The 18,825-nt window shown below is 52.9% G+C and carries 19 protein-coding genes; 2 read left to right on the top strand and 17 right to left on the bottom strand.

Annotation, left to right across the window (positions count from 1 at the left end; all coding sequences use genetic code 11):
• Window position 1: 1 nt before the first annotated feature.
• The 7 genes from MKZ07_RS04045 to aroA form a co-directional block, all read right to left on the bottom strand.
• Complete coding sequence (locus MKZ07_RS04045) at window positions 2–526, bottom strand: sigma-70 family RNA polymerase sigma factor (RefSeq protein WP_051493471.1); 525 nt, start codon at window positions 524–526, stop codon at window positions 2–4.
• Between the two features lie 305 nt (window positions 527–831).
• Entirely contained in the window at window positions 832–2,598 is a 1,767-nt protein-coding gene (gene ptsP, locus MKZ07_RS04040) for a phosphoenolpyruvate--protein phosphotransferase (RefSeq protein WP_036695020.1), read from the bottom strand.
• Window positions 2,595–4,481, bottom strand: coding sequence for a glucose PTS transporter subunit IIA (locus tag MKZ07_RS04035; RefSeq protein WP_036695021.1), 1,887 nt, complete (start codon window positions 4,479–4,481; stop codon window positions 2,595–2,597). Before MKZ07_RS04035 ends, ptsP begins: the two co-directional genes overlap by 4 nt.
• A 444-nt stretch (window positions 4,482–4,925) precedes the next feature.
• Window positions 4,926–5,597 carry a hypothetical protein gene (locus MKZ07_RS04030; RefSeq protein ID WP_341024625.1) on the bottom strand — a complete coding sequence of 224 codons (672 nt, stop codon included), beginning with the start codon at window positions 5,595–5,597 and terminating at the stop codon, window positions 4,926–4,928.
• Window positions 5,598–5,823: 226 nt separating this feature from the next.
• Window positions 5,824–6,258 carry a CoA-binding protein gene (locus tag MKZ07_RS04025; protein WP_036695024.1) on the bottom strand — a complete coding sequence of 145 codons (435 nt, stop codon included), beginning with the start codon at window positions 6,256–6,258 and terminating at the stop codon, window positions 5,824–5,826.
• Window positions 6,259–6,422: 164 nt separating this feature from the next.
• A complete protein-coding gene (locus MKZ07_RS04020) occupies window positions 6,423–6,989 on the bottom strand; it encodes a GNAT family N-acetyltransferase (protein ID WP_051493472.1) in 567 nt (188 codons plus the stop codon).
• The gene (aroA, locus tag MKZ07_RS04015) at window positions 6,977–8,269 is read right to left on the bottom strand and encodes a 3-phosphoshikimate 1-carboxyvinyltransferase (protein WP_036695025.1); all 1,293 of its coding nucleotides are present in this window, start codon (window positions 8,267–8,269) and stop codon (window positions 6,977–6,979) included. The genes MKZ07_RS04020 and aroA overlap by 13 nt, the downstream gene beginning before the upstream one ends.
• Before the next feature lie 126 nt (window positions 8,270–8,395).
• Here aroA and MKZ07_RS04010 point away from each other — a divergent pair, with 126 nt between their 5' ends.
• Complete coding sequence (locus MKZ07_RS04010; RefSeq protein ID WP_036695026.1) at window positions 8,396–8,704, top strand: rhodanese-like domain-containing protein; 309 nt, start codon at window positions 8,396–8,398, stop codon at window positions 8,702–8,704.
• Window positions 8,705–8,742: 38 nt separating this feature from the next.
• Here MKZ07_RS04010 and MKZ07_RS04005 read toward each other — a convergent pair whose 3' ends face one another.
• The 4 genes from MKZ07_RS04005 to MKZ07_RS03990 all read right to left on the bottom strand — a co-directional run bounded on the left by MKZ07_RS04005 (window position 8,743) and on the right by MKZ07_RS03990 (window position 13,430).
• Window positions 8,743–9,249 (bottom strand): shikimate kinase, encoded by a 507-nt coding sequence (locus tag MKZ07_RS04005; RefSeq protein ID WP_036695027.1) that lies wholly within the window; start codon window positions 9,247–9,249, stop codon window positions 8,743–8,745.
• A 190-nt stretch (window positions 9,250–9,439) separates the two neighbouring features.
• Entirely contained in the window at window positions 9,440–10,852 is a 1,413-nt protein-coding gene (gndA, locus tag MKZ07_RS04000; RefSeq protein WP_036695028.1) for an NADP-dependent phosphogluconate dehydrogenase, read from the bottom strand.
• Between the two features lie 363 nt (window positions 10,853–11,215).
• Window positions 11,216–11,812 carry a hypothetical protein gene (locus tag MKZ07_RS03995; RefSeq protein WP_036695029.1) on the bottom strand — a complete coding sequence of 199 codons (597 nt, stop codon included), beginning with the start codon at window positions 11,810–11,812 and terminating at the stop codon, window positions 11,216–11,218.
• 328 nt (window positions 11,813–12,140) lie between these two features.
• Window positions 12,141–13,430 (bottom strand): MFS transporter, encoded by a 1,290-nt coding sequence (locus MKZ07_RS03990; RefSeq protein WP_051493473.1) that lies wholly within the window; start codon window positions 13,428–13,430, stop codon window positions 12,141–12,143.
• 143 nt (window positions 13,431–13,573) lie between these two features.
• Here MKZ07_RS03990 and MKZ07_RS03985 point away from each other — a divergent pair, with 143 nt between their 5' ends.
• Entirely contained in the window at window positions 13,574–15,049 is a 1,476-nt protein-coding gene (locus MKZ07_RS03985; protein ID WP_036695030.1) for an aminotransferase class I/II-fold pyridoxal phosphate-dependent enzyme, read from the top strand.
• Window positions 15,050–15,126: 77 nt separating this feature from the next.
• Here the strand turns inward: MKZ07_RS03985 and MKZ07_RS03980 are convergent, their stop codons facing one another.
• From MKZ07_RS03980 to MKZ07_RS03955, 6 genes are all read right to left on the bottom strand, one after another.
• Complete coding sequence (locus MKZ07_RS03980; RefSeq protein WP_019911532.1) at window positions 15,127–15,450, bottom strand: DUF1292 domain-containing protein; 324 nt, start codon at window positions 15,448–15,450, stop codon at window positions 15,127–15,129.
• Window positions 15,451–15,533: 83 nt separating this feature from the next.
• Entirely contained in the window at window positions 15,534–16,088 is a 555-nt protein-coding gene (locus tag MKZ07_RS03975) for a copper amine oxidase (protein WP_036695031.1), read from the bottom strand.
• Window positions 16,089–16,343: 255 nt separating this feature from the next.
• Complete coding sequence (locus MKZ07_RS03970; RefSeq protein WP_036695032.1) at window positions 16,344–16,580, bottom strand: DUF3892 domain-containing protein; 237 nt, start codon at window positions 16,578–16,580, stop codon at window positions 16,344–16,346.
• Window positions 16,581–16,671: 91 nt separating this feature from the next.
• A complete protein-coding gene (locus tag MKZ07_RS03965) occupies window positions 16,672–17,115 on the bottom strand; it encodes a GNAT family N-acetyltransferase (RefSeq protein ID WP_341024618.1) in 444 nt (147 codons plus the stop codon).
• Between the two features lie 109 nt (window positions 17,116–17,224).
• The gene (locus tag MKZ07_RS03960) at window positions 17,225–17,440 is read right to left on the bottom strand and encodes a hypothetical protein (protein ID WP_036695034.1); all 216 of its coding nucleotides are present in this window, start codon (window positions 17,438–17,440) and stop codon (window positions 17,225–17,227) included.
• A gap of 77 nt (window positions 17,441–17,517) precedes the next feature.
• A complete protein-coding gene (locus tag MKZ07_RS03955; protein WP_341024615.1) occupies window positions 17,518–18,594 on the bottom strand; it encodes a site-2 protease family protein in 1,077 nt (358 codons plus the stop codon).
• Window positions 18,595–18,825: the final 231 nt, after the last annotated feature.

The raw sequence follows: 18,825 nt of genomic DNA, 5'->3' as shown, positions 1-18,825 counted from the left end.
GCTATAGTCCCCCTTTGATTCTCATTTTGTCGCGCAACTGCTTAAGTCCCTTGTTCAGCCAGGTCTTAACCGTTCCTTCCGGCTTACCCAGCACCTCGGCAATTTCTGTCAGCGTCATATCCCGGTAGTATTTCAGCACAAGCACCTGACGGTATTTCGGCTTTACCGCTTCCAGGGCCTGCTCCATATCCAGCTTACGGTCACTGGTCATCTCCTGTAGTCCAGCGCTTGCCGGTTCCGGCACAGGAGCAGCCAGCCGCTTCCTCCGTTTCAGTTCATCCTTGCAGCAGTTGATCAGAATCCGGGTCAGCCAGGGTGCGAACCGGCCCTCGTCCTTCAGGCTCCTGCGCTTGACCCAGGCCCGGTATGTAGTTTCCTGAACCATTTCAAGTGACTCAGCCTCGCTGCGCAAGTAGCTGTACGCAATGCTGTAGAGTATTTTCTTCTGCTCCAGTACCCGGCTGATAAACAGCTGCTCCTGTTCATTCAAGTGGCGCACCTGCTCGCCTTCCCACGTATGTTCCATCCAGGCTTAGTCTCCCCTTTCTTTTTTTTGACTTCTGTATATACTGACTGCCGAGTAGTCCAAACGGTTTTGCTTTTTTGACAGCGGGCTTGTTCTCCTGTAATTTCAAAGCAAAATAACCCCACAAAGTGGGGATTAAGCTTCGATGATGACTCAGATACTTTGCGGGAACCCCAAAACATATACATTCTTATCATTGAAAAAAGCCCGGTGTGTATGGCCCCCTTGACCCTCACCCCGGACTTAATATCAATATTCTTGTTCAACTTGTCCTTGTACGCCAATAATATTCGGCCGCTAGAAGGCTATGACGTCTTCTCTTTGGAATCTCCGCCAGCGCCCAGCGGGAATCCGCTCCGTCCTACAAAAGCTGTAAGCTGCTCCTCTGTTTCCGAGCTGGTGCGGTTGCGGAAGCAGACCTTCGCAATCTCTCTGGCCTCAGAAGCCAGGGTGTTCAGCGTACGGTGCTTCACCTTCAGCAAGGCTTGCGGCGACATGCTCAGAACACCGATCCCCAGCTCCAGCCAGAGCGGCAGTGAGCGCTCGTCTGCGGCCATCTCGCCGCATACACTGACATCGATGCCTACGCTGCGTGCCGCATCCACCGTCATGCGGATCATGCGCAGCACTCCCGGATGGTACGGATGATACATATGGGCAATCTGCTCATTCATCCGGTCCACAGCCAGTACATACTGCACCAAATCATTCGTGCCGATACTGAAGAAGTCCACTTCCTCTGCCAGCAGGTCGGCAATCATCACTGCGGCCGGAACCTCGATCATTATACCTACCTTCATCTCGCGGTTATACGGTACTCCCCGGCTGTCCAGCTCACTTTTCACCTCGTTCAGCACCGCTTTGGCCGCCTGCACCTCTTCGACAGAAGAGATCATCGGGAACATCATCCGGACATTGCCGTAATGACTGGCCCGCAGAATGGCTGTAATCTGGGTTTTGAACATGTCCTTGCGGTCCAAGCTGATCCGGATGGCCCGGTAGCCAAGGAACGGGTTCTGCTCCTCCGGCAGCTGGAAGTAATCCAGATGCTTGTCTCCCCCGATATCAAGCGTGCGGATGACCACGGACTCCTTGCCGACTTTTTCCGCGACCAGCTTGTAGACTTCGAACTGCTCCTCCTCTGTCGGAAAAGAACTGCGGTCCATGTACAGAAACTCTGTGCGGAACAGCCCCACTCCCTCGGCCCCGTATTTCAGCGCCATATTCAGCTCCTTCACGGAACTGATATTGCCGGCCAGCCGCAGAGACACACCGTCCTTCGTCACCGCTTCAACGGTTGCAAGCAGCTCCAATTGTTCCCGCTTCCGCTGCTGCTTCGCGCGTCTGGTGTTGAAGTCAAGAAGTGTGGATTCATCCGGATGAATCATGACCGCTCCGGTCTCCCCATCGAGCACCAGCATGTCCCCTGTCTGGATAGGAGTCAGGATCTTGTTCTCCAGGCCCGCCACCAGCGGAATGCCGAGCGCACGGGCCATGATGGAGGAATGCGAGGTTTTGCCGCCCATCATCGTCACGATGCCCAGCACATACGCCGGATTCAAATGCGCCAGCTGTGAGGGGGACAACTCCTTCGCTACCAGGATGTACGGCTGGGTATCCGACGGCAGAGTGACCTCAGGCGCACCCAGGAGATGCTTCAGCAGGCGGTTACCGACATCCTTAATGTCCACAGCCCGCTCCTTCATATATTCATCGTCGAGCAAATCGAACATCGCCACGAAGTGGTCGATCGCTTCCTTGACCGCCACCTCGGCCGCCTTGTATTGGCGTTCGATAATGCCGCGGATTTCGCTCATGAACACCGGATCATCCAGAATTGCCAGATGGGCATCGAAAATACTCGATTCCTCTGGTCCGACGACCTCGCGGAATTCTTTTTTGATAAACTCGATTTCGTCCTTGGAGGTTCGAATGCCTTCGTACAACCGTTCGAACTCCTTCGCCAGATCCACCGGATTGACCTGGGTGTCCGGCAGACTCCATTCCCAGTTCGGCAAGACAAAGGCCTTCCCGATGGCAACACCTGCTGCGGCGCCTATGCCTTGTATCATGCTTCGATCCCTCCAACATTGCTTTCATGTAGTACCACGGACATAACGGAAGACTGCCCCTTTTTCACGTTTTTGAATGGCGCATAGCTCCAGGATTTGACCCGGTCCGGGTTGGTAATCACCATCGGTGTCGCCAGTGAAGCGGCATGCTCCTTCAAGTAGGCCAGATCAAACTTGACCAGCAGCTGCCCCGGCTCCACGCTGTCACCTTCCTGTACAAGCGCCTCAAACGGCCCCTTAAGCTGCGAAGTATCAATCCCGATATGCATGAGCACCTCGAGCCCTTCGGGCGTAGCTATGCCCACTGCGTGCATTGTAGGGTATACGTGCATCACCTTGCCGAATACGGGCGAGACCAGCTCTCCCTTTTCCGGGACAAAGGCCACTCCATCCCCCACCAGCTTCGCGGCAAAAATATGATCCGGCACCTCTTCAATCGGCATCATACGCCCCTGGATCGGCGCACTGAACAGCACCTGCGGCAGATCGCGCAGCATCAGCTTGTCAATCTCCTCACGGATCAGCTCCGAATACGTCCCGAAGACGACCTGCACATTGCCCCCGCCCAGCTTAATAATACCTGCGGAACCCAGCCCCTTAAGCGCCCCTGTATCTATGAAGCGGTCATTATGCACCGTTAATCTCAGCCGGGTGATGCAGGCCTGAACCTGCACAATATTCTCCTTGCCGCCCAGCGCCTCCAGAATCAGCGGAGCCTGATACGGGATATTGCCCGCCCAGTCGCCCAGTTCAGAGCCTTCCTCGCGGCCCGGCGTAGGTATCTGGAACCGGCGGATCGCCCAGCGGAACACGTTATAATAGACAATGCCATAGCCGATCCCGATCGGAATCAGCAGCCAAGCCCGCTGGGACAGATGCATGTTGAGGAAGAAGTCGATGGTCCCCGCAGAATAGGAGAAGCCGTGATGAATCCCGAGCGAGTAGGTCAGCACCATCGCAAGCCCGGACATGACCACATGCAGCGCAAACAAATACGGCGACGCGAACAGGAAGGCAAATTCAATCTGCTCCGACACGCCGGTCAGAAAGCACACCAAAGCTGCACGCAAAAAAGTCTTCTTGATCTTGGGCTTGAGGTCCTCGCGTGCTTCCTGAATGATCGCAAAGGCAATTGCCGGCAGAGCGAACATCATAATCGGGAACAGCCCGGCCATGAACACACCTGCTGTAGGGTCGCCGGCAAAAAAGCGCGGCAAATCCCCCTGTACGACCGCACTGCCGTCAGGCGTCGTAAAGGAGCCCAATTGGAACCAGAACACATTATTCAGAATATGGTGCAGGCCAAAGGCCGTCAGCACCCTGTATAGCACCCCGTAGACAAACACTCCATACCCGCCGGTCACCTGCACTACCCTGAACAGCTCATTGAGTAGCTCCTGCAAGAGCGGTGACACTCCGAGCATGACCCAGGCGAATAACGCCGAGAATAAGCCCATGAACAGCAAAACAAAACGCGACCCTCCAAAAAACTGGATCGCCTCCGGCAGCTTGATATTCTTAAACCGGTTATGCGCTACACCGGCTACAATCCCAAGGATAATCCCAATTAAAGTTGCAGGCTGTACAGCCCCGTCTCCCATGTTGGACACAATCCGGTCATAAGTGAACATCCCTGCGAGCGCGGCCAGTCCGGCCGGTCCGGCCTGATTGGACAACCCCCACGCAACACCGACAGCAAACAAATAAGGCATGAAATAGAATATTCCTTGCCCCGCGTACGTCGTCACTTCGGATACCGAAGAAAGTCCCCATGCAGACCACGGTAAGCTGCCCAGACTCAGCAGGATAGCTGCCGCCGGAAGCACCATGGTAGGAAGCATAATGGCTCTGCCCAACTGCTGCAAAGATCCGAGCCAATTCAAGGCGACCCTCTCCTTTCTTTCTATATTGAATGGTAAGCGTTACAGCAGTTTTTGTCAAAAGAATCTGGGGATGAACCGGAGGTGAAGCGCGCTACGAAGACGGCACCGTCAGCACCCTTCGCACCCTTCGCACCCTTCGCACCCTTCGCACCCTTCGCACCCGCTAAAGTGTAGCATGAGCATAGACAGCCTACCAATAGAGCGGTGATTGTATTTTGTACAACAGATTGGCCGAAATTCCGCTCATATCCACGATCTATTGTATTTCGTACATTAGAATTCTCAGAATTACATCATAACCAACCATAAATAAAAATTCTACTGTATAAAATGCAACAGAAGCTCGAAATCGCGGGTTTTGACTAAATTCTAATGTACAAAATACATTCACACTGGTGCGGCTGCGACTATTCAAAGCCTTTTAACCAATGAAGTTCCGTCTTCTCACCAACTCTGATCCTGATGCATTGGCCTCAGTTCATAGGATCTTATCCCTCTTCCGCCAGCGACAGGCTGGAGCAGTCCTTTCTCGCTCAGAGCGCTGAGCAGCTTGCGCGCCGTTCTATAGTTGATCTGAAAATAGTCTGTAACATCCTTAGGACGAAGGGGTCTTCCAATCTGCCAGGCTAAACGTAATACGTCTTTTCCTCCAGACAACAGTTGTGCTCCGGCCACTCTACTCCGCGCCAAAAACGGTGCCAGCGCCAGCTGCAGCAGCATCCGGCACACTTCGGGAGGCTGCTGAATATCGTCGAACGAGAAGTGCAGCATCTTCCAGCCCATCCCGGTAAGGAAGGTGTCCCGGTTCAGCGCATAGTTGAATTTTTCCCGGTCCATATCCTTGATATGGCTCTGATAACCGTCACATTCGATGCCAAAGCGGGTTCCGTTCTGCGGCAGAAAAGCAAAATCCAGAAACTGCGACTTCCGGTTCCAGTCGTACACCTCATATTCAGGGTGCAGATGCTCCAGTGACTCAAATAGCGGCCACCATACATTCTGCAGAAACAGCTTCTCCGCATAGTTATGTCCGCGCAGCAGCCTCCCCCTCCGTTCACCCGTTCTTTCATTCGTATGTGCCTCCATAAAGCTGCTGTGTGCCATTTCAAATTCCATATCTACCTTCCCCCTCCCGGAAAATGCAAAAAAACGCCCTTCTCCCCTTGTTAATGGAGTAAAGGACGTTCTTCGTCTGTGTAAATCATTTCAATAATTGTTAGCGAGAACTAATCAAGAATACTGCAACCAGGTCTGAGGTACGTTTCCGCAAAATTTAATCTGGATAACTCTGACCTACAAGTATATCCGGCATCTGTGCACCTGATCATGCACACGAATCGTCTTATCCCCGGCTCCGGCCCTTCATCGTGATCGCTTCCTCCACCTTGATGCAGCGGTCCATGATCGCAATCATATGATTCGCAGCGGCAATATCCGCCGCCTCCTGGCTGACAATCCCTTGCTGCAGCCAGAGCACACGTGCGCCGATATCAGCAGCCTCCTGCGCAACAGCCGCGCAGTATTCACTGCGGCGGAACACATTCACAATATCCACCGGCTCCGGAATCTCCGCCAGCGTATGGTAGCATTTCTCGCCCAGGATCTCCCCGTCCACTGACGGATTAACCGGAATGATCCGGTAGCCCCGGCTCTGCATAGCCCCTGCAACCATATATGAGGTGCGGTCTGTTTTGTCGGATAGGCCAACAACAGCGATATTTCCTGCCGCAGCCAGAATCTCGCCGATCTCTTCCCTGCTTGGGTTCTCAAAGCTCATGTGTGTATTTCCCCTTCCGTTTGATTTCGTCCATGCCCCCCGCAGCACTGCTTGCCGCTTAAGCCACAGTTCTGTCATTTTCAGCAACACCTATATCATACAGCGCTGCGCCAGAAGTTCCAAATCCTCATCAGCTTGCGTAACCTGTTAATTTATCTCTGTGCCTAAGAATCCTCTGGGTCCTCCACGCTGCACAGCCATACCATATGAATGGAATCCGGCCCCCAATAATCCTGCACTGCTGCATGGGGCGTTCCGAATTTCCGCAGCCATCTGTCCTGCGCCCGCTTATATCCGCTGTCCAGGCAGAATTCGGAAATCCCCCGCTTTCTGAGAAAGACCGTGACCTCCTCAATTAAAGCTGAGCCTACACCCTGCCCCTGAAATTCAGGCAGGACATACAAGCTTCCCAGCTCACCGACAGCCGATAGGCGGTTATCGGTGCAGTTCCGTATGTCCTCTCCGCAAGGCGCATAAGAAACCGTGCCGATAACCACTCCACCGCTTCTGGCCAGCCAGAAATACACATCCGTATCCTGCGGATTCAGCGCAGCATTGGCCATCTGTATCTTGGCTGCGGTCTCCTGCCGGATGTCTGCCTGCAGGTGCCCCAATCCTTCCCGTTCGAAGGCGTCGGCGATCGTCACCTTGAACAGCTTCGATACAGAAGAGATATCTTCCGGAGCAAGAGGTGTGATGCTTAAAGAACCTAGAATGCTCACTTCACCCATTCCACATCCGCACCCAGCAAGCGCAGATGATCGAAATACTGCGGATAAGACTTCGCCACATGATGGGCATCCTTGATGAGCAGCGGCTGGCGGGCCCGCAGACCTACTACAGTAAGCGCCATAATCACACGGTGGTCATAGTGGGCATTAATCGTTACGCCGCCTTCCACGCCTTCCGGTGTACCATGCACAATGATCTCGTCCCTGCGTTCCTCGACCTTCGCACCGGCCCGGGTCAGCTCAGCCAGGTAGTCCGTGATGCGGTCGCATTCCTTGTAGCGCAGATTCTCCACATTATAGAAGCGTGAGGTCCCTTCGGCAAAAACCGCCGCGGCCACCATAGCCAGCACCGCATCGGTTGCCGCATCACCGTCGAATTCTACTGCCTTCAGAATGCCGTTCCCCTGCACATGCACGGTTCCGTTCTCATGGGTGAGCGGCACCTCCATCATTCGCAGCACATCGACAATAGCCCGCTCCCCCTGCTTGCTTCTCTCAGCCAGCCGGTGAATGGTCACATCCGACTTCGTCACCGCTGCGGCCGCAAGCACTGCGGCTGATCCCGGATAATCGCCTTGCACCGTATAGGTCTTGGCTGCATAGGTCTGGCGTCCAGGCACCTTGAAGGACATATAATCGTCCGCCGCATGTACGATGATCCCGGCCTGCTCCAGCACCTCCAGCGTCTGGCCGATGACCACCTTGGATTTCAGATCATCCAGCACGATGATCTCACTGTCTTCTTCAAGCAGCGGGGTCAGGAATAAGAGTGCGCTGAGATACTGTGAGCTGACAGCGCCGGAGACGGTAATCCGTCCACCCTGCGGCTTGCCCCCGCGGATCGTAATCGGCAGCCTTCCGTTATTATGCTCTACTTCCACGCCGAGCTGCCCCAGTGCCAGAATGAGGTCGTCATGCGGCCGCTTGCCCAGAGAATCGGGATACGTATTCACGAAGGTAACCTCCGGGCTAAGCGCAGCCACTGCCATCAGGAAGCGGAGCACAGCGCCGGCATTCCCGACATTCAGCTCCTTGACGTCACGGGGATGGCGTCCGAACCCCTGCACTACGATTTTCTCATCATCTTCGGTTAGGACTGCGCCAAGATCGGCGATACATCTGCGGATCGCGTCGCTGTCCTCGCTGTGGGCAGGATGGTAGATCGTGCTGACTCCTTCAGAGAGAGCGGCTACCAGCAGGTAGCGCGTGGTGTAATTTTTGGAGGACAGGGCTCCGAATTCTCCTTGCAGCGTCGGCGTAGGCCTAACAATAACGTCCATAGTATAAGCGCTCCTTCATCATATATAGTCTGTATGTACGGGCCTGTTTGACAGGGTAATCCGCAGTTGTGTTATCATTGCGTGAAGAGAATCCATTCCCATTCGGGCAGAAAAGAGGGTACTACCATGAATGAAATTCCGCAAATTACACCGCAGGAGCTGCGTAAGCGGCTCGCTGCCGGCGAAGAGCTTGTACTGATCGATGTCCGTGAAGAGGATGAGGTTGCCTTCGGCATGATTCCCGGCGCGCAGCATATCCCGATGGGCCAGATCCCGCAGCAGACGGAGAAGCTTCCGGCAGACACTGAGATCATCTTCATCTGCCGTTCCGGCAACCGCAGCCAGCGGGTCTGTGAATATCTGCAGCAATTCGGCATTCAAGGCTCTAACCTGAGCGGCGGCATGATCGAGTGGGATGATACCAGTGCGGAATAAGCTTCATCCTGATGCATGTCGCCAACACACATAAAAGCTCAATCGCGGTAACGCAGTAAAATGTATTGCGAGACCTCAGCCACATTCAGCTCCGTTGTATCGACCGTGCAATGCGCGAAACGGTAAGCTTCCCTGCGCTGTTCCAGAATGGAACGGACCCGGTTTGCCGCATTGCCGGCGAGCAGCGGCCGGTTCTCATCCCCGCTGACCCGTTCAATAATGGTATCCTCAGAGGCTGTAAGGGCCACAACGAATCCATGCTCCAACATGACTTCGGCATTTCCGGGCGCAAGTACCGCCCCGCCGCCAGTTGAGATCACTCTGCGTTCTCCCTGCAACATTTCCTGAAGTACTTCTGATTCAATGCTCCGGAATGCCTGCTCTCCGCCATCTGCGAAGATATCCGCAATACTGCGGCCCTCTCTTCCGGTAATCACTGCATCCAGATCAATCAGTTCATAGTCAAGCTCCTCGGCCAGAATGGCGCCTACTGTGGATTTCCCCGTAGCCATCATCCCGACGAGAATGATATTTCGATCGTCCATAACTACCTCCAAGCCGCGACATTTGTCATATCATAACACAGGGTGAAAAGTTTGCACAATGCCGGCAGCCTTCATTTTGAAGCGGGCTATACCTGCCATGGCTATGCCTCATGGATGCAAAAAACCCGAAAGCCCTCCGCATGAAGCGGAAAGCATCTCGGGTTCCTAACATTAACCTGAACGCTGCCTGTTACTCTGCCAGCCAGTTGTGGTGGAACACGCCTTCTTTGTCCACACGCTTGAAGGTGTGAGCGCCGAAGTAATCGCGCTGTGCTTGCAGCAGGTTCGCCGGAAGACGTTCTGTACGGTAGCTGTCGTAGTATGCAAGGGCGCTGGAGAATCCAGGAACCGGAATACCCAGAGTTACAGCCGAAGCGATAACCTTGCGCCATGCCGACTGGTAGTTGTCCATAACATCCTTGAAGAACGGATCAAGCAGAAGGTTCTTCAGCTCTGCATTGCTCTCATAAGCATCCGTGATGTTCTGCAGGAACCGGGAACGGATAATGCAGCCGCCGCGCCAGATCTTGGCCAGCTCGCCGTATTTCAGATTCCAGCCGTATTCGTCAGAAGCCACACGCAGCTGGGCGAAGCCCTGAGCATACGATACGATCTTACTGGCGAACAATGCTTTGCGCACGTTCTCAATGAATTCAGCTTTGTCGCCGTCAAATGGAGCCGTAGCAGGTCCGCTCAGCACCTTGCTGGCTTCAACGCGTTCTTCCTTCATAGCAGACAGGAAGCGGGAGAAGACGGATTCGGTAATCATGGACAGCGGCACGCCGAGATCCAGCGAGCTTTGGCTTGTCCACTTGCCGGTACCCTTTTGTCCGGCAGCGTCAAGGATGACATCCACCATTGGCTTGCCGGTCTCTTCGTCATACTGGGCGAAGATATCCTTCGTAATTTCGATCAGATAGCTGTCCAGCTCGCCGTTGTTCCATTCTGCGAAGGTGCTGTGCAGCTCCTTGGCATCCAGACCCAGGACGTCCTTGAGCAAGTGGTAGGCTTCGCCGATCAGCTGCATGTCACCGTACTCGATGCCGTTATGCACCATTTTCACATAGTGTCCTGCCCCGTCCGGCCCGATATATGTACAGCAAGGCTCTCCGCCCACGTGAGCTGAAATCGCCGTAAGGATAGGTTCAACCAGTTTATACGCGCTTTCTTGACCGCCTGGCATAATAGAAGGACCCTTGAGTGCGCCTTCTTCACCGCCGGACACGCCGGTGCCGACGAAGCGGAAGCCTTTGTCTTCAAGATATTTGCTGCGGCGTACCGTGTCAGGGAAATAAGCGTTCCCGCCATCGATGATGATATCGCCTTGATCCAAGAACGGCAGAAGCTGCTCAATGGTGGCATCCGTAGCCTGGCCTGCCTGAACCATGATCAGAATCTTGCGCGGTACTTCCAGCGACCCTACGAACTCTTCAACGGAGAACGTGCCCACCAGGTTCTTGCCTGCTGCTTCTGCAACCAGATCATGTGTCTTCTCCGGGGAACGGTTAAACACGGATACGCTGAAGCCTTTGCTCTCGATGTTAAGAGCCAAATTTTTGCCCATTACCGCCAAGCCAATAACGCCGATTTGTTGTTTTGACATCTGGTTCTCCACCCTTTACACCCTGTATTTTTGTGAAATCCATTTCTCGCAGTATTAGAATACCACCCTTTGTCAGAGACAGCAAAGTTCTGCCTGCGAAAGAGAGATCAATTTCATTGACAAACTTCGATCCATCAGGGAAATTGCTCACAATGACTATTTTAACGGTTTTGTGCGCAGAAGTGAACCCCCTCCTCCAGAAAGGCACAACAAGTGGAAACGGCTTTGCCGTCCTTTTAAAGGACGGTACCGTTTCAGCGAGAAATAGAAGGATAATGAATAGCGTGAAACCTATACATTCTTATAATTTAAAAGAACACCCCGCTATGGGATGCCCTTAATCGTAATTATTCACTCTGCGTATTACCACTCCAGCGCCGCAAGCTCCCTGGTCAATTGCTCAAGCCTCGCTGTGCTGGCCTGCACCGCTTCCGTATCGAGCTCACGCATAGCTTCATTCAGCAAGTCGAGCTGTTCATCCACGGCAAGCCTGCGGTCGCGGATCCGCTCTTCGCCCTCTATGGAGTAGAACAGCTTCGTCAGCTCCTGATCCGACAGCAGCGGCCCCTTCTGGTACAGCACCCGCTGCTGATAGCCGGAAATCTCCACCAGGCGGATGACTTCACCGAATAAAATATTCTCTATAATGATCTGACGGTCGCGGAAGCGCTTGACAACGGCATGACCTCTCATATCCCCAATCAGCTTCTCCATCCATTCTGACAGGCGCGCATCACGGATCATGTAATCTCCCACCAGCTTGAAGCCGTCCTTAATCCGCTGGAAGCGCAGCTTCACAAGCTTGCGGCCGGTGCGCACCGAAATAAGAAAAACGCTCTCGTTCTCACTCCAGTACAGGGAATAACCTTCCTTGATCAAGTCCTTGATTAGATCCTGGATATGTTGTCTGTCAAACCGCAGCTCCAGATTGCAGTACTCCACCTCATCGTTTTTGTTCACGGCACTCCCCCCTAACTGCTTGATTTAAGCATAGTCAGCTTCATGGCCTAACCTAAGAGTAGAACAGACTGCCGGACCTCCGCTTGCACCTTGGTTCTTTGTTTGGCTTACACTTATTTTATACTTCATATTATGTAGCGGTAACTTGGTTTATTGACTATTTTTACCCGTTTTAGACCTTTTCCAAACGCCGGGACCCACATTAGGAGGTATTCGCCAGTCTTATTATACGCAAAAACAGCAATAAAGCCGCATTTCACCTCCTTTTCAGGGGGTCTGCGGCTTCTTGCCTTTCCACACCAGGTTCACTACCCTGTGCTCGCTCTACTCAGTGCGCTCTGCCGTGCTTCAGCTTCGTCCGGTGAACAATCAGCAGATGCAGACCGAATAACAGAACCATTACTCCGGCACTGGCCAGAAAAGGCGCACCGTGGCTGACCGTATCCCACAGCTTACCTGACACGACCGGACCAGCAACCATGCCTGAGCCCTGGAGCGTCAGGAAGAGCCCCCAGACGGTTCCGCGCTCGCCCTCCGGCACCTGCTTGGCGAGGAAGGCGTTCCACGCCGGAAGAATCAGCGCATAGCTGATCCCGACCATCGCCACCGCTACGAAGGCCAGAGGCAGCCAGCGGACCTGTGAGAAGAAGGCCATGGAGCAGGCTGCCAGCAGGAAGCCGATATTGAGGAAGATGGAGGTGCCGACCTTATCGACCAGCTTCCCTGCAGGAATAAGCGTCAGCACGGTAATCCCTCCACCGGCAATCAGCAGCAGACTGAACTGGTTGGGGGTGACATGCAGCTCCGAGCGTGCGAACAAGGTGACCACCGGCGTCATAAGCCCGATCGCAAAAGCCTGCAGGAACAACGCCGGGAACAGCAGGCGGCTTACCTTCAGTGAGGAGGTGACCTGCTGCCAGGTACGCTTCAGACTCTGGAGCGGCCTTACTGGCTTACGCGGCACCGGCGGCCCCTCCGCCGATATCTCGCGGACAGCGCGCGGCGCATGACCGCCGATCTTCGAAGGCAGGAACAGCGCCACGGCTACAACAGCGGCAGCGAAGCCCATCAGCACCAGGAAGACCGTCCGGTAGCCCTGTCCGCCATGATCCATCATGAAATTGACGATAATCGGACCGACGCCGGTTCCGGCCAGTGAGGCCATCTCCACCGCCCCCATGGCTGCGCCGCTGCTGCCGCTCTGGGTAGAGCCTGCCAATTCGGTGATGCCCGTCATCGTACAAGGCCAGAGCGGCGAGGTACCGATCCCCAGAATCAGACAGGCGATGGACAAGCTTACGGCATCTTTGGCATAGATGATCAGCCCGACAGCCACCACTAGCAGCACCAGAGCACCAGTCATCGTCCAGCGGTAACCGATCCGCTCCATCACCCAGCCGAACGGGCTGCGAAACAGGTTATCTCCAAGATACTGCAGCGCGAAGGCGAACCCCACCACCGTTACGGAGAGGCCCAGAATATTCTCCATATAGACCGGCAGCAGAGCTACCAGCAGCGATCCTTTTACGAATTCGACCAGGAAAATAATGATCCACATTTCTAATATGAACGGTGAGGCTAAACTGATATGCATACGTTGCGCAACTTTGCCAGACATTTCATCACATCCTAGTATTATGTTGATTGATTTGTTATACTGATGCTTGCTCAAGTAGAAATAGGTATTCTGCCCCTCCGGGGACGCCTTTTGCTTCAGCGAAATCTAAAACTACTCTTCGCGAAAGGTTGTGACAGCATTAAATGAATCAACAAGCTACTCCCCTCTTCACTGCTCTCAAAAAGCATGCCGCCGGAAATCCAGTTCAATTCCATATTCCGGGACATAAGAAGGGGCTAGGGACCGATGCCGAATTCCGTGAGTTTATCGGCGATAACGCTCTATCCATAGATTTGATCAATATTGCACCGCTTGATGATCTTCATCAGCCCACCGGGGTTATTCTTGAAGCTCAGAAGCTGGCTGCAGAGGCTTTCGGCGCCGATTACACCTATTTCAGTGTACAAGGCACGAGCAATGCCATCATGACTATGATCCTCTCTGTCTGCTCAGAAGGAGACAAAATTATTGTGCCGCGCAATATTCACAAATCGGTGATGTCGGCCATTATTTTCTCCGGAGCCAAGCCTATTTTCGTCTCTCCTGTACAGGATGAGAATCTTGGGATAGACCACGGCATAACCACCAGCTCGCTGGAACGGGCTTTAAGGCGCCATCCGGATGCCAAGGGTGTCCTCGTTATCAATCCAACGTATTTTGGCGTATGCGCCGACCTCCGTTCGATTGTCGACCTGGCCCATAGTTACGGGGTTCCCGTACTTGTGGACGAGGCACATGGAGTACTGATTCATTTTCATGAGGACTTACCGGTATCGGCCATGCAGGCCGGTGCAGACCTGGCAGCAACCAGTGTGCATAAGCTGGGCGGCTCCATGACGCAGAGCTCGGTACTGAACCTCAATGCCAAGACGGGTCTTGTCAACCCACAGCGGGTACAGACCATTCTCAGCATGCTGACCACCACTTCAACTTCATATATTCTGCTTGCCTCTCTGGATACCTCCAGACGCAACCTTGCCCTGAACGGTCATGAGATGGCGGCGAGAACCATTGCCCTGTCCAATTATGCCCGTAACTCGATTAATGAGATCGAGGGGCTGTACAGCTTCGGCAAAGAAATTCTCGGAACAGAAGCTACCTTCAATCATGATCCGACGAAGCTGAACATCCATGTCCGGCATCTGGGCATTACCGGTTACGAGACTGAGAACTGGCTCCGGCAGAAGTATAACATCGAAGTTGAACTCAGCGACATGTATAATATTCTTTGCCTGATTACCCCTGGAGATACACAGGAATCGGTAGATAAGCTGCTTGCGGCCTTGCAGGTGCTCTCAGCGATCCATTACAGCAAGGGTGAAATCTATGAGCTTAAGGTACAGGTGCCGAATATCCCGCAGCTGGCCCTGATCCCGAGAGATGCCTTCTACGCGGATACGCAGCTGGTTCCTTTCCGGGAATCTGCCGGCTATATCATTGCAGAATTCATCTACGTCTATCCGCCGGGAATTCCAATTCTTCTCCCTGGAGAAGTTATTACCCAGGATAATATCGACTATATCATCGACCATGTAGAAATCGGACTGCCTGTCAAAGGACCCGAGGACCGCAGCATTACCAATGTGAAGGTGATCGTCGAAGCAGAGCCTATCTCCTAAGGCTTGTCCTATAGCAGTGCGACATGCAAAACCCCGATACGTATAGAGTATCGGGGTTTTGCATGAATGCCTGAAATCTATTCTTGCTGGGCAAGCAGCTCGTTATAAGCTTCTTCAACAGCTTTCCATTCAGCCTCATCTTCAATGTTGTACAGAACCATTTCCTCGTCTTCTTCTTCCATACGAAGGATGATTCCGTCTGCTTCAGGATTCTCGCGCTCAAGCAGCAGGGCGTACAACTTCTCGCCTACGTCGAACGTTTCCACCAGTACCATTTCTACATCTTCGCCCTGCTCGTTCGTCAAGGTCAGCACAAACTCCTCGTGCTCATGGTCGTGATCATGTCCGCAACCGCATGCTTCACCATGTTCATGGCCATGCTCATGTTTGTGATCGCTCATTGTAATACCTCACTTTAATTGAATTATCCTACATTTGGTATCGTAACACGTAAGATAAGGACAGGTCAATTTGCAGGAGGGACTTAATTCTTGGATGAGGCCGTAACTACCTTCTCGGACACAAGAATGTAATCTCCGTTCCTCGCTGCCTTCATGAAGAACCCTACGCTATATTTGCCCGGTTCCTTGAAATCATAGGTGAACTCCGGTGTGGAGAACCAGAAATCTTCATTCTTGGAGCCGACGGCATCCTCGAGAATATCCTTCACATTACCGGAAGGGTCGGTGATTGCCACCTTCACGGCAGCGATGCTGTCCTTCAGGCTGTCCACCTGCGTTAGAATCTTCATCTTCAGCTTACCTGTGTTGACATTGCCGAATACCGTGTCGCCTTTGAACAGTACGATATGAACATTCGGCTTGAGGATCGTCACTCTGCCCGAGCCGTCCCAGCTGACGACGCCCCCTGCCTCTCTGGCGGGAATATAGGTCTTGCCATCAATCAAATAGCCGCCATCGGCTATTTCCTTTCCATTGCTCCATACTTTGATCTTCTGGTTCACAGCGTCCGCGAACAAATAGGAGCTTCCCATCATGAAAAACACAACCGTGCACAGAGCAATTTTTCTCCATCTCATTGTAAAGCCCCTCCAAATAATTCATGCTGTTAATGTATACTGTTAAGCCTTCGACAAGTTGCGCAGAATTCAGGGATTTATTTCTTTTTGCAGAAGAAAAGAAAATCAAGCCCTCGTGCAACCGGTTTCGGCTTGTACGCAGACCTTAACGATGCATGGCAAGGGAGTCCGAAGTCGCCCTTAGCACATAGAAACGGCCGAACTTCAGCGCCTGTAAGACGCCTGTCCGGCCGTTCCCCTGTTATCTATGCCCGGCTAAAATTGCGGAAGCTGATCCAGATTATTCGTAGGATCTCCATCTGCATCGCCGCGGATATACATTTCACCGTCTTTGCCCTTAAATACATTGACCCCTGCGATGCTGCCGGACTGAACCTCCTGAAGAGCCTGCTGATAATCCAGCACACGCCCGGAGGAGGTCTGGAACCCGGTCAGGTCCCCGTCACCGTTACGTTTGGCGGCAATAAAGCGTTCCCGTTCTTGATTCATCACTTAGGATCGTCTCCTTCGCACTAGAATTAGCCAGCTACCCTGGCCCTATTCTAGCTTGTCCATCGCAGCGAAAGAGTATGTACCCGGCAGATTACAGAGCCTTACTCATTCTGACATGCAGAATCCCGGCATCATAGAAAGGTTCCTTGGAGATCACTTCATAGCCAAGCTTGCGGTAAAAGGGTTCTGCTTGACACTGGGCATCCAGAATGGATGCTTGCAGACCCAGCTCACGTGCGCGTTCTTCCATAGCCAGCAGCAGGATACGTCCGCATCCCTTAGCGCGGAAGGCCTCCTGAACGGCTATCCGCTGCATCTTGGCTGTGTCCGCTTTATAATAGATCATCCGGCCGGTTGCAGCCGGATGTTCGCCCTCCATGAGCAGGAAATGATGCACATGCTCACTAATGACATCATATTCGTCGATTTCCTCTTCTACCGGCACCTTCTGTTCTTCCACAAATACCTTCTTGCGGATCTCCAGCGCCATTTGAAGCTGCTCCTCTGTAGTAGCATGTACAATTTCCACTGCCATCTCCCTGGCTCCTCTCTATAGGTCCAATCAATATGGAGCATTATACAGAATTATTAATATCCTGTATAGAGCCTGAGAGCTTCCGGGCAGGGAACCACTGACACTGATTTCAGGGAGTGTCATAGACCTCCTCGGGAATCGAGCGGTCATACACATCCCGCAGAACCGGTGAGGTCAGGCTATCCCGTGAATTCAGACTCCCGTCCAGTCCGGTCATGTTGTGAACATCCGAATATTCAGGAATCTCCTTGCCTGACGCACATCCGGCGATTCCCAGAAGGAGACAGGCTCCAATCCATAATAGACATACTCTTGCCATGCGCATTGTTATTACCCCCTCATCCTTCTCGGCTCTTTACAGCTTTGACGAATCGGGAGATTCATAAACGAAATTTTTCAGATTTACAGTTTTACATTGCCGACCACATGGACAAGATACATCATTCCCCCCAGAAAGGCGGCAAGTGCAAAATATGCAGCCCCATATCTCAAGCGGGAAGCAGCAGGCACTTCATAATACTTATCATTGTCATGGATCGTAAAGCTGATCTCACAGGTCATCTTCATATGAAGGCTGGTGTCCACATACAGCTGGTCGAGCTGCACGACTTTGACTTTTCCGATCAACGACTGTACTGGCAGGGTTGTCGTTCCATAGTAATCCAAGTTATCCCAACGTACCCCGACAAACTGCTGGCGGTTCAAATCACTGTAGGTGGTGAACGGCAGCTCCCGTTTATGCTCAGGGCCGGGGATCAGATACCCTTGCTCCTGCAGATCCCCGATGGGGATCAGGAAGCTTTTGAGCACCGTATGCATCTGGCTCTTCGTACGCCGGCTGATGTACTTCTTATACATATCATAGGCGAACATTACCCAGATGATGCCGAACAGGATAGATTTCAGATAGATGATTACAGCTAATCCTCCAATGAGCCCTACCAGCCATAACCAGCGGGTAACTGCCGTGGCAATTCTCCCCCCGTCCAGCGGATGGATCGGCAGCAGATTAATCAGATTTAGGAAGAAGCCGATGTAGGCCAGTGAATATAACAAGGGGCTATGATAATAATAGGCAGCTCCGAACACGATCAGTGCACCGATACTCCCCAATATAGGACCGCCAAAAGCGACATAAGCTTCCTCTCTGGCATCCAGCGGCTGCTTCTTCATCGTAATCAGTGCGCCCATAAAAGGAATGAACAGCGGAGCGCTTACCGGCAGTCCGATCCGCTTGGCAGCGATAACATGACCGATCTCATGAACGAATAATAACGCAACGAAGCCCACAGCGAATTGCCATGGTGAAATTAGTGCATAGGCCCAGATCGATATCATCATGGAGATCAGCGGACCTGCGATTTTCCCCAGCTTAAGCAGAGAGATAATAGCCTTTCCCTTAAGGAGTAGCAGTACCGCCCCGCTGCCCAGCCATCCCCATGCGCCCGAGCTTTTTTTCTCCTGTTTGTTTTCCTGCAATAGTCTCAATCTCCTTTTGATCTCTGTGTCGCTTCACTTCCAGGCCACGGAACAAGCACTCTTCTGCTTCCCGTTGCCCTTACTCTCTACTGTCGCACAGGAGTGCGGTGGATTGCAAATAGACTTATGATGTTGACAAATCTCCCGGCCTGCATATATGATATCCAGTAATTAGGATAACCACAATAGCTGCGAAGAGAAAGAGTACCCTGGTAATTCTTCCACAGAGAG

Origin of the sequence: Paenibacillus sp. FSL P4-0338 (assembly GCF_038002365.1) — a bacterium.
In the GTDB taxonomy this organism is placed as follows: Bacteria; Bacillota; Bacilli; order Paenibacillales; family Paenibacillaceae; genus Paenibacillus_AQ.
This window is presented reverse-complemented; position numbering and strand designations above follow the sequence as displayed.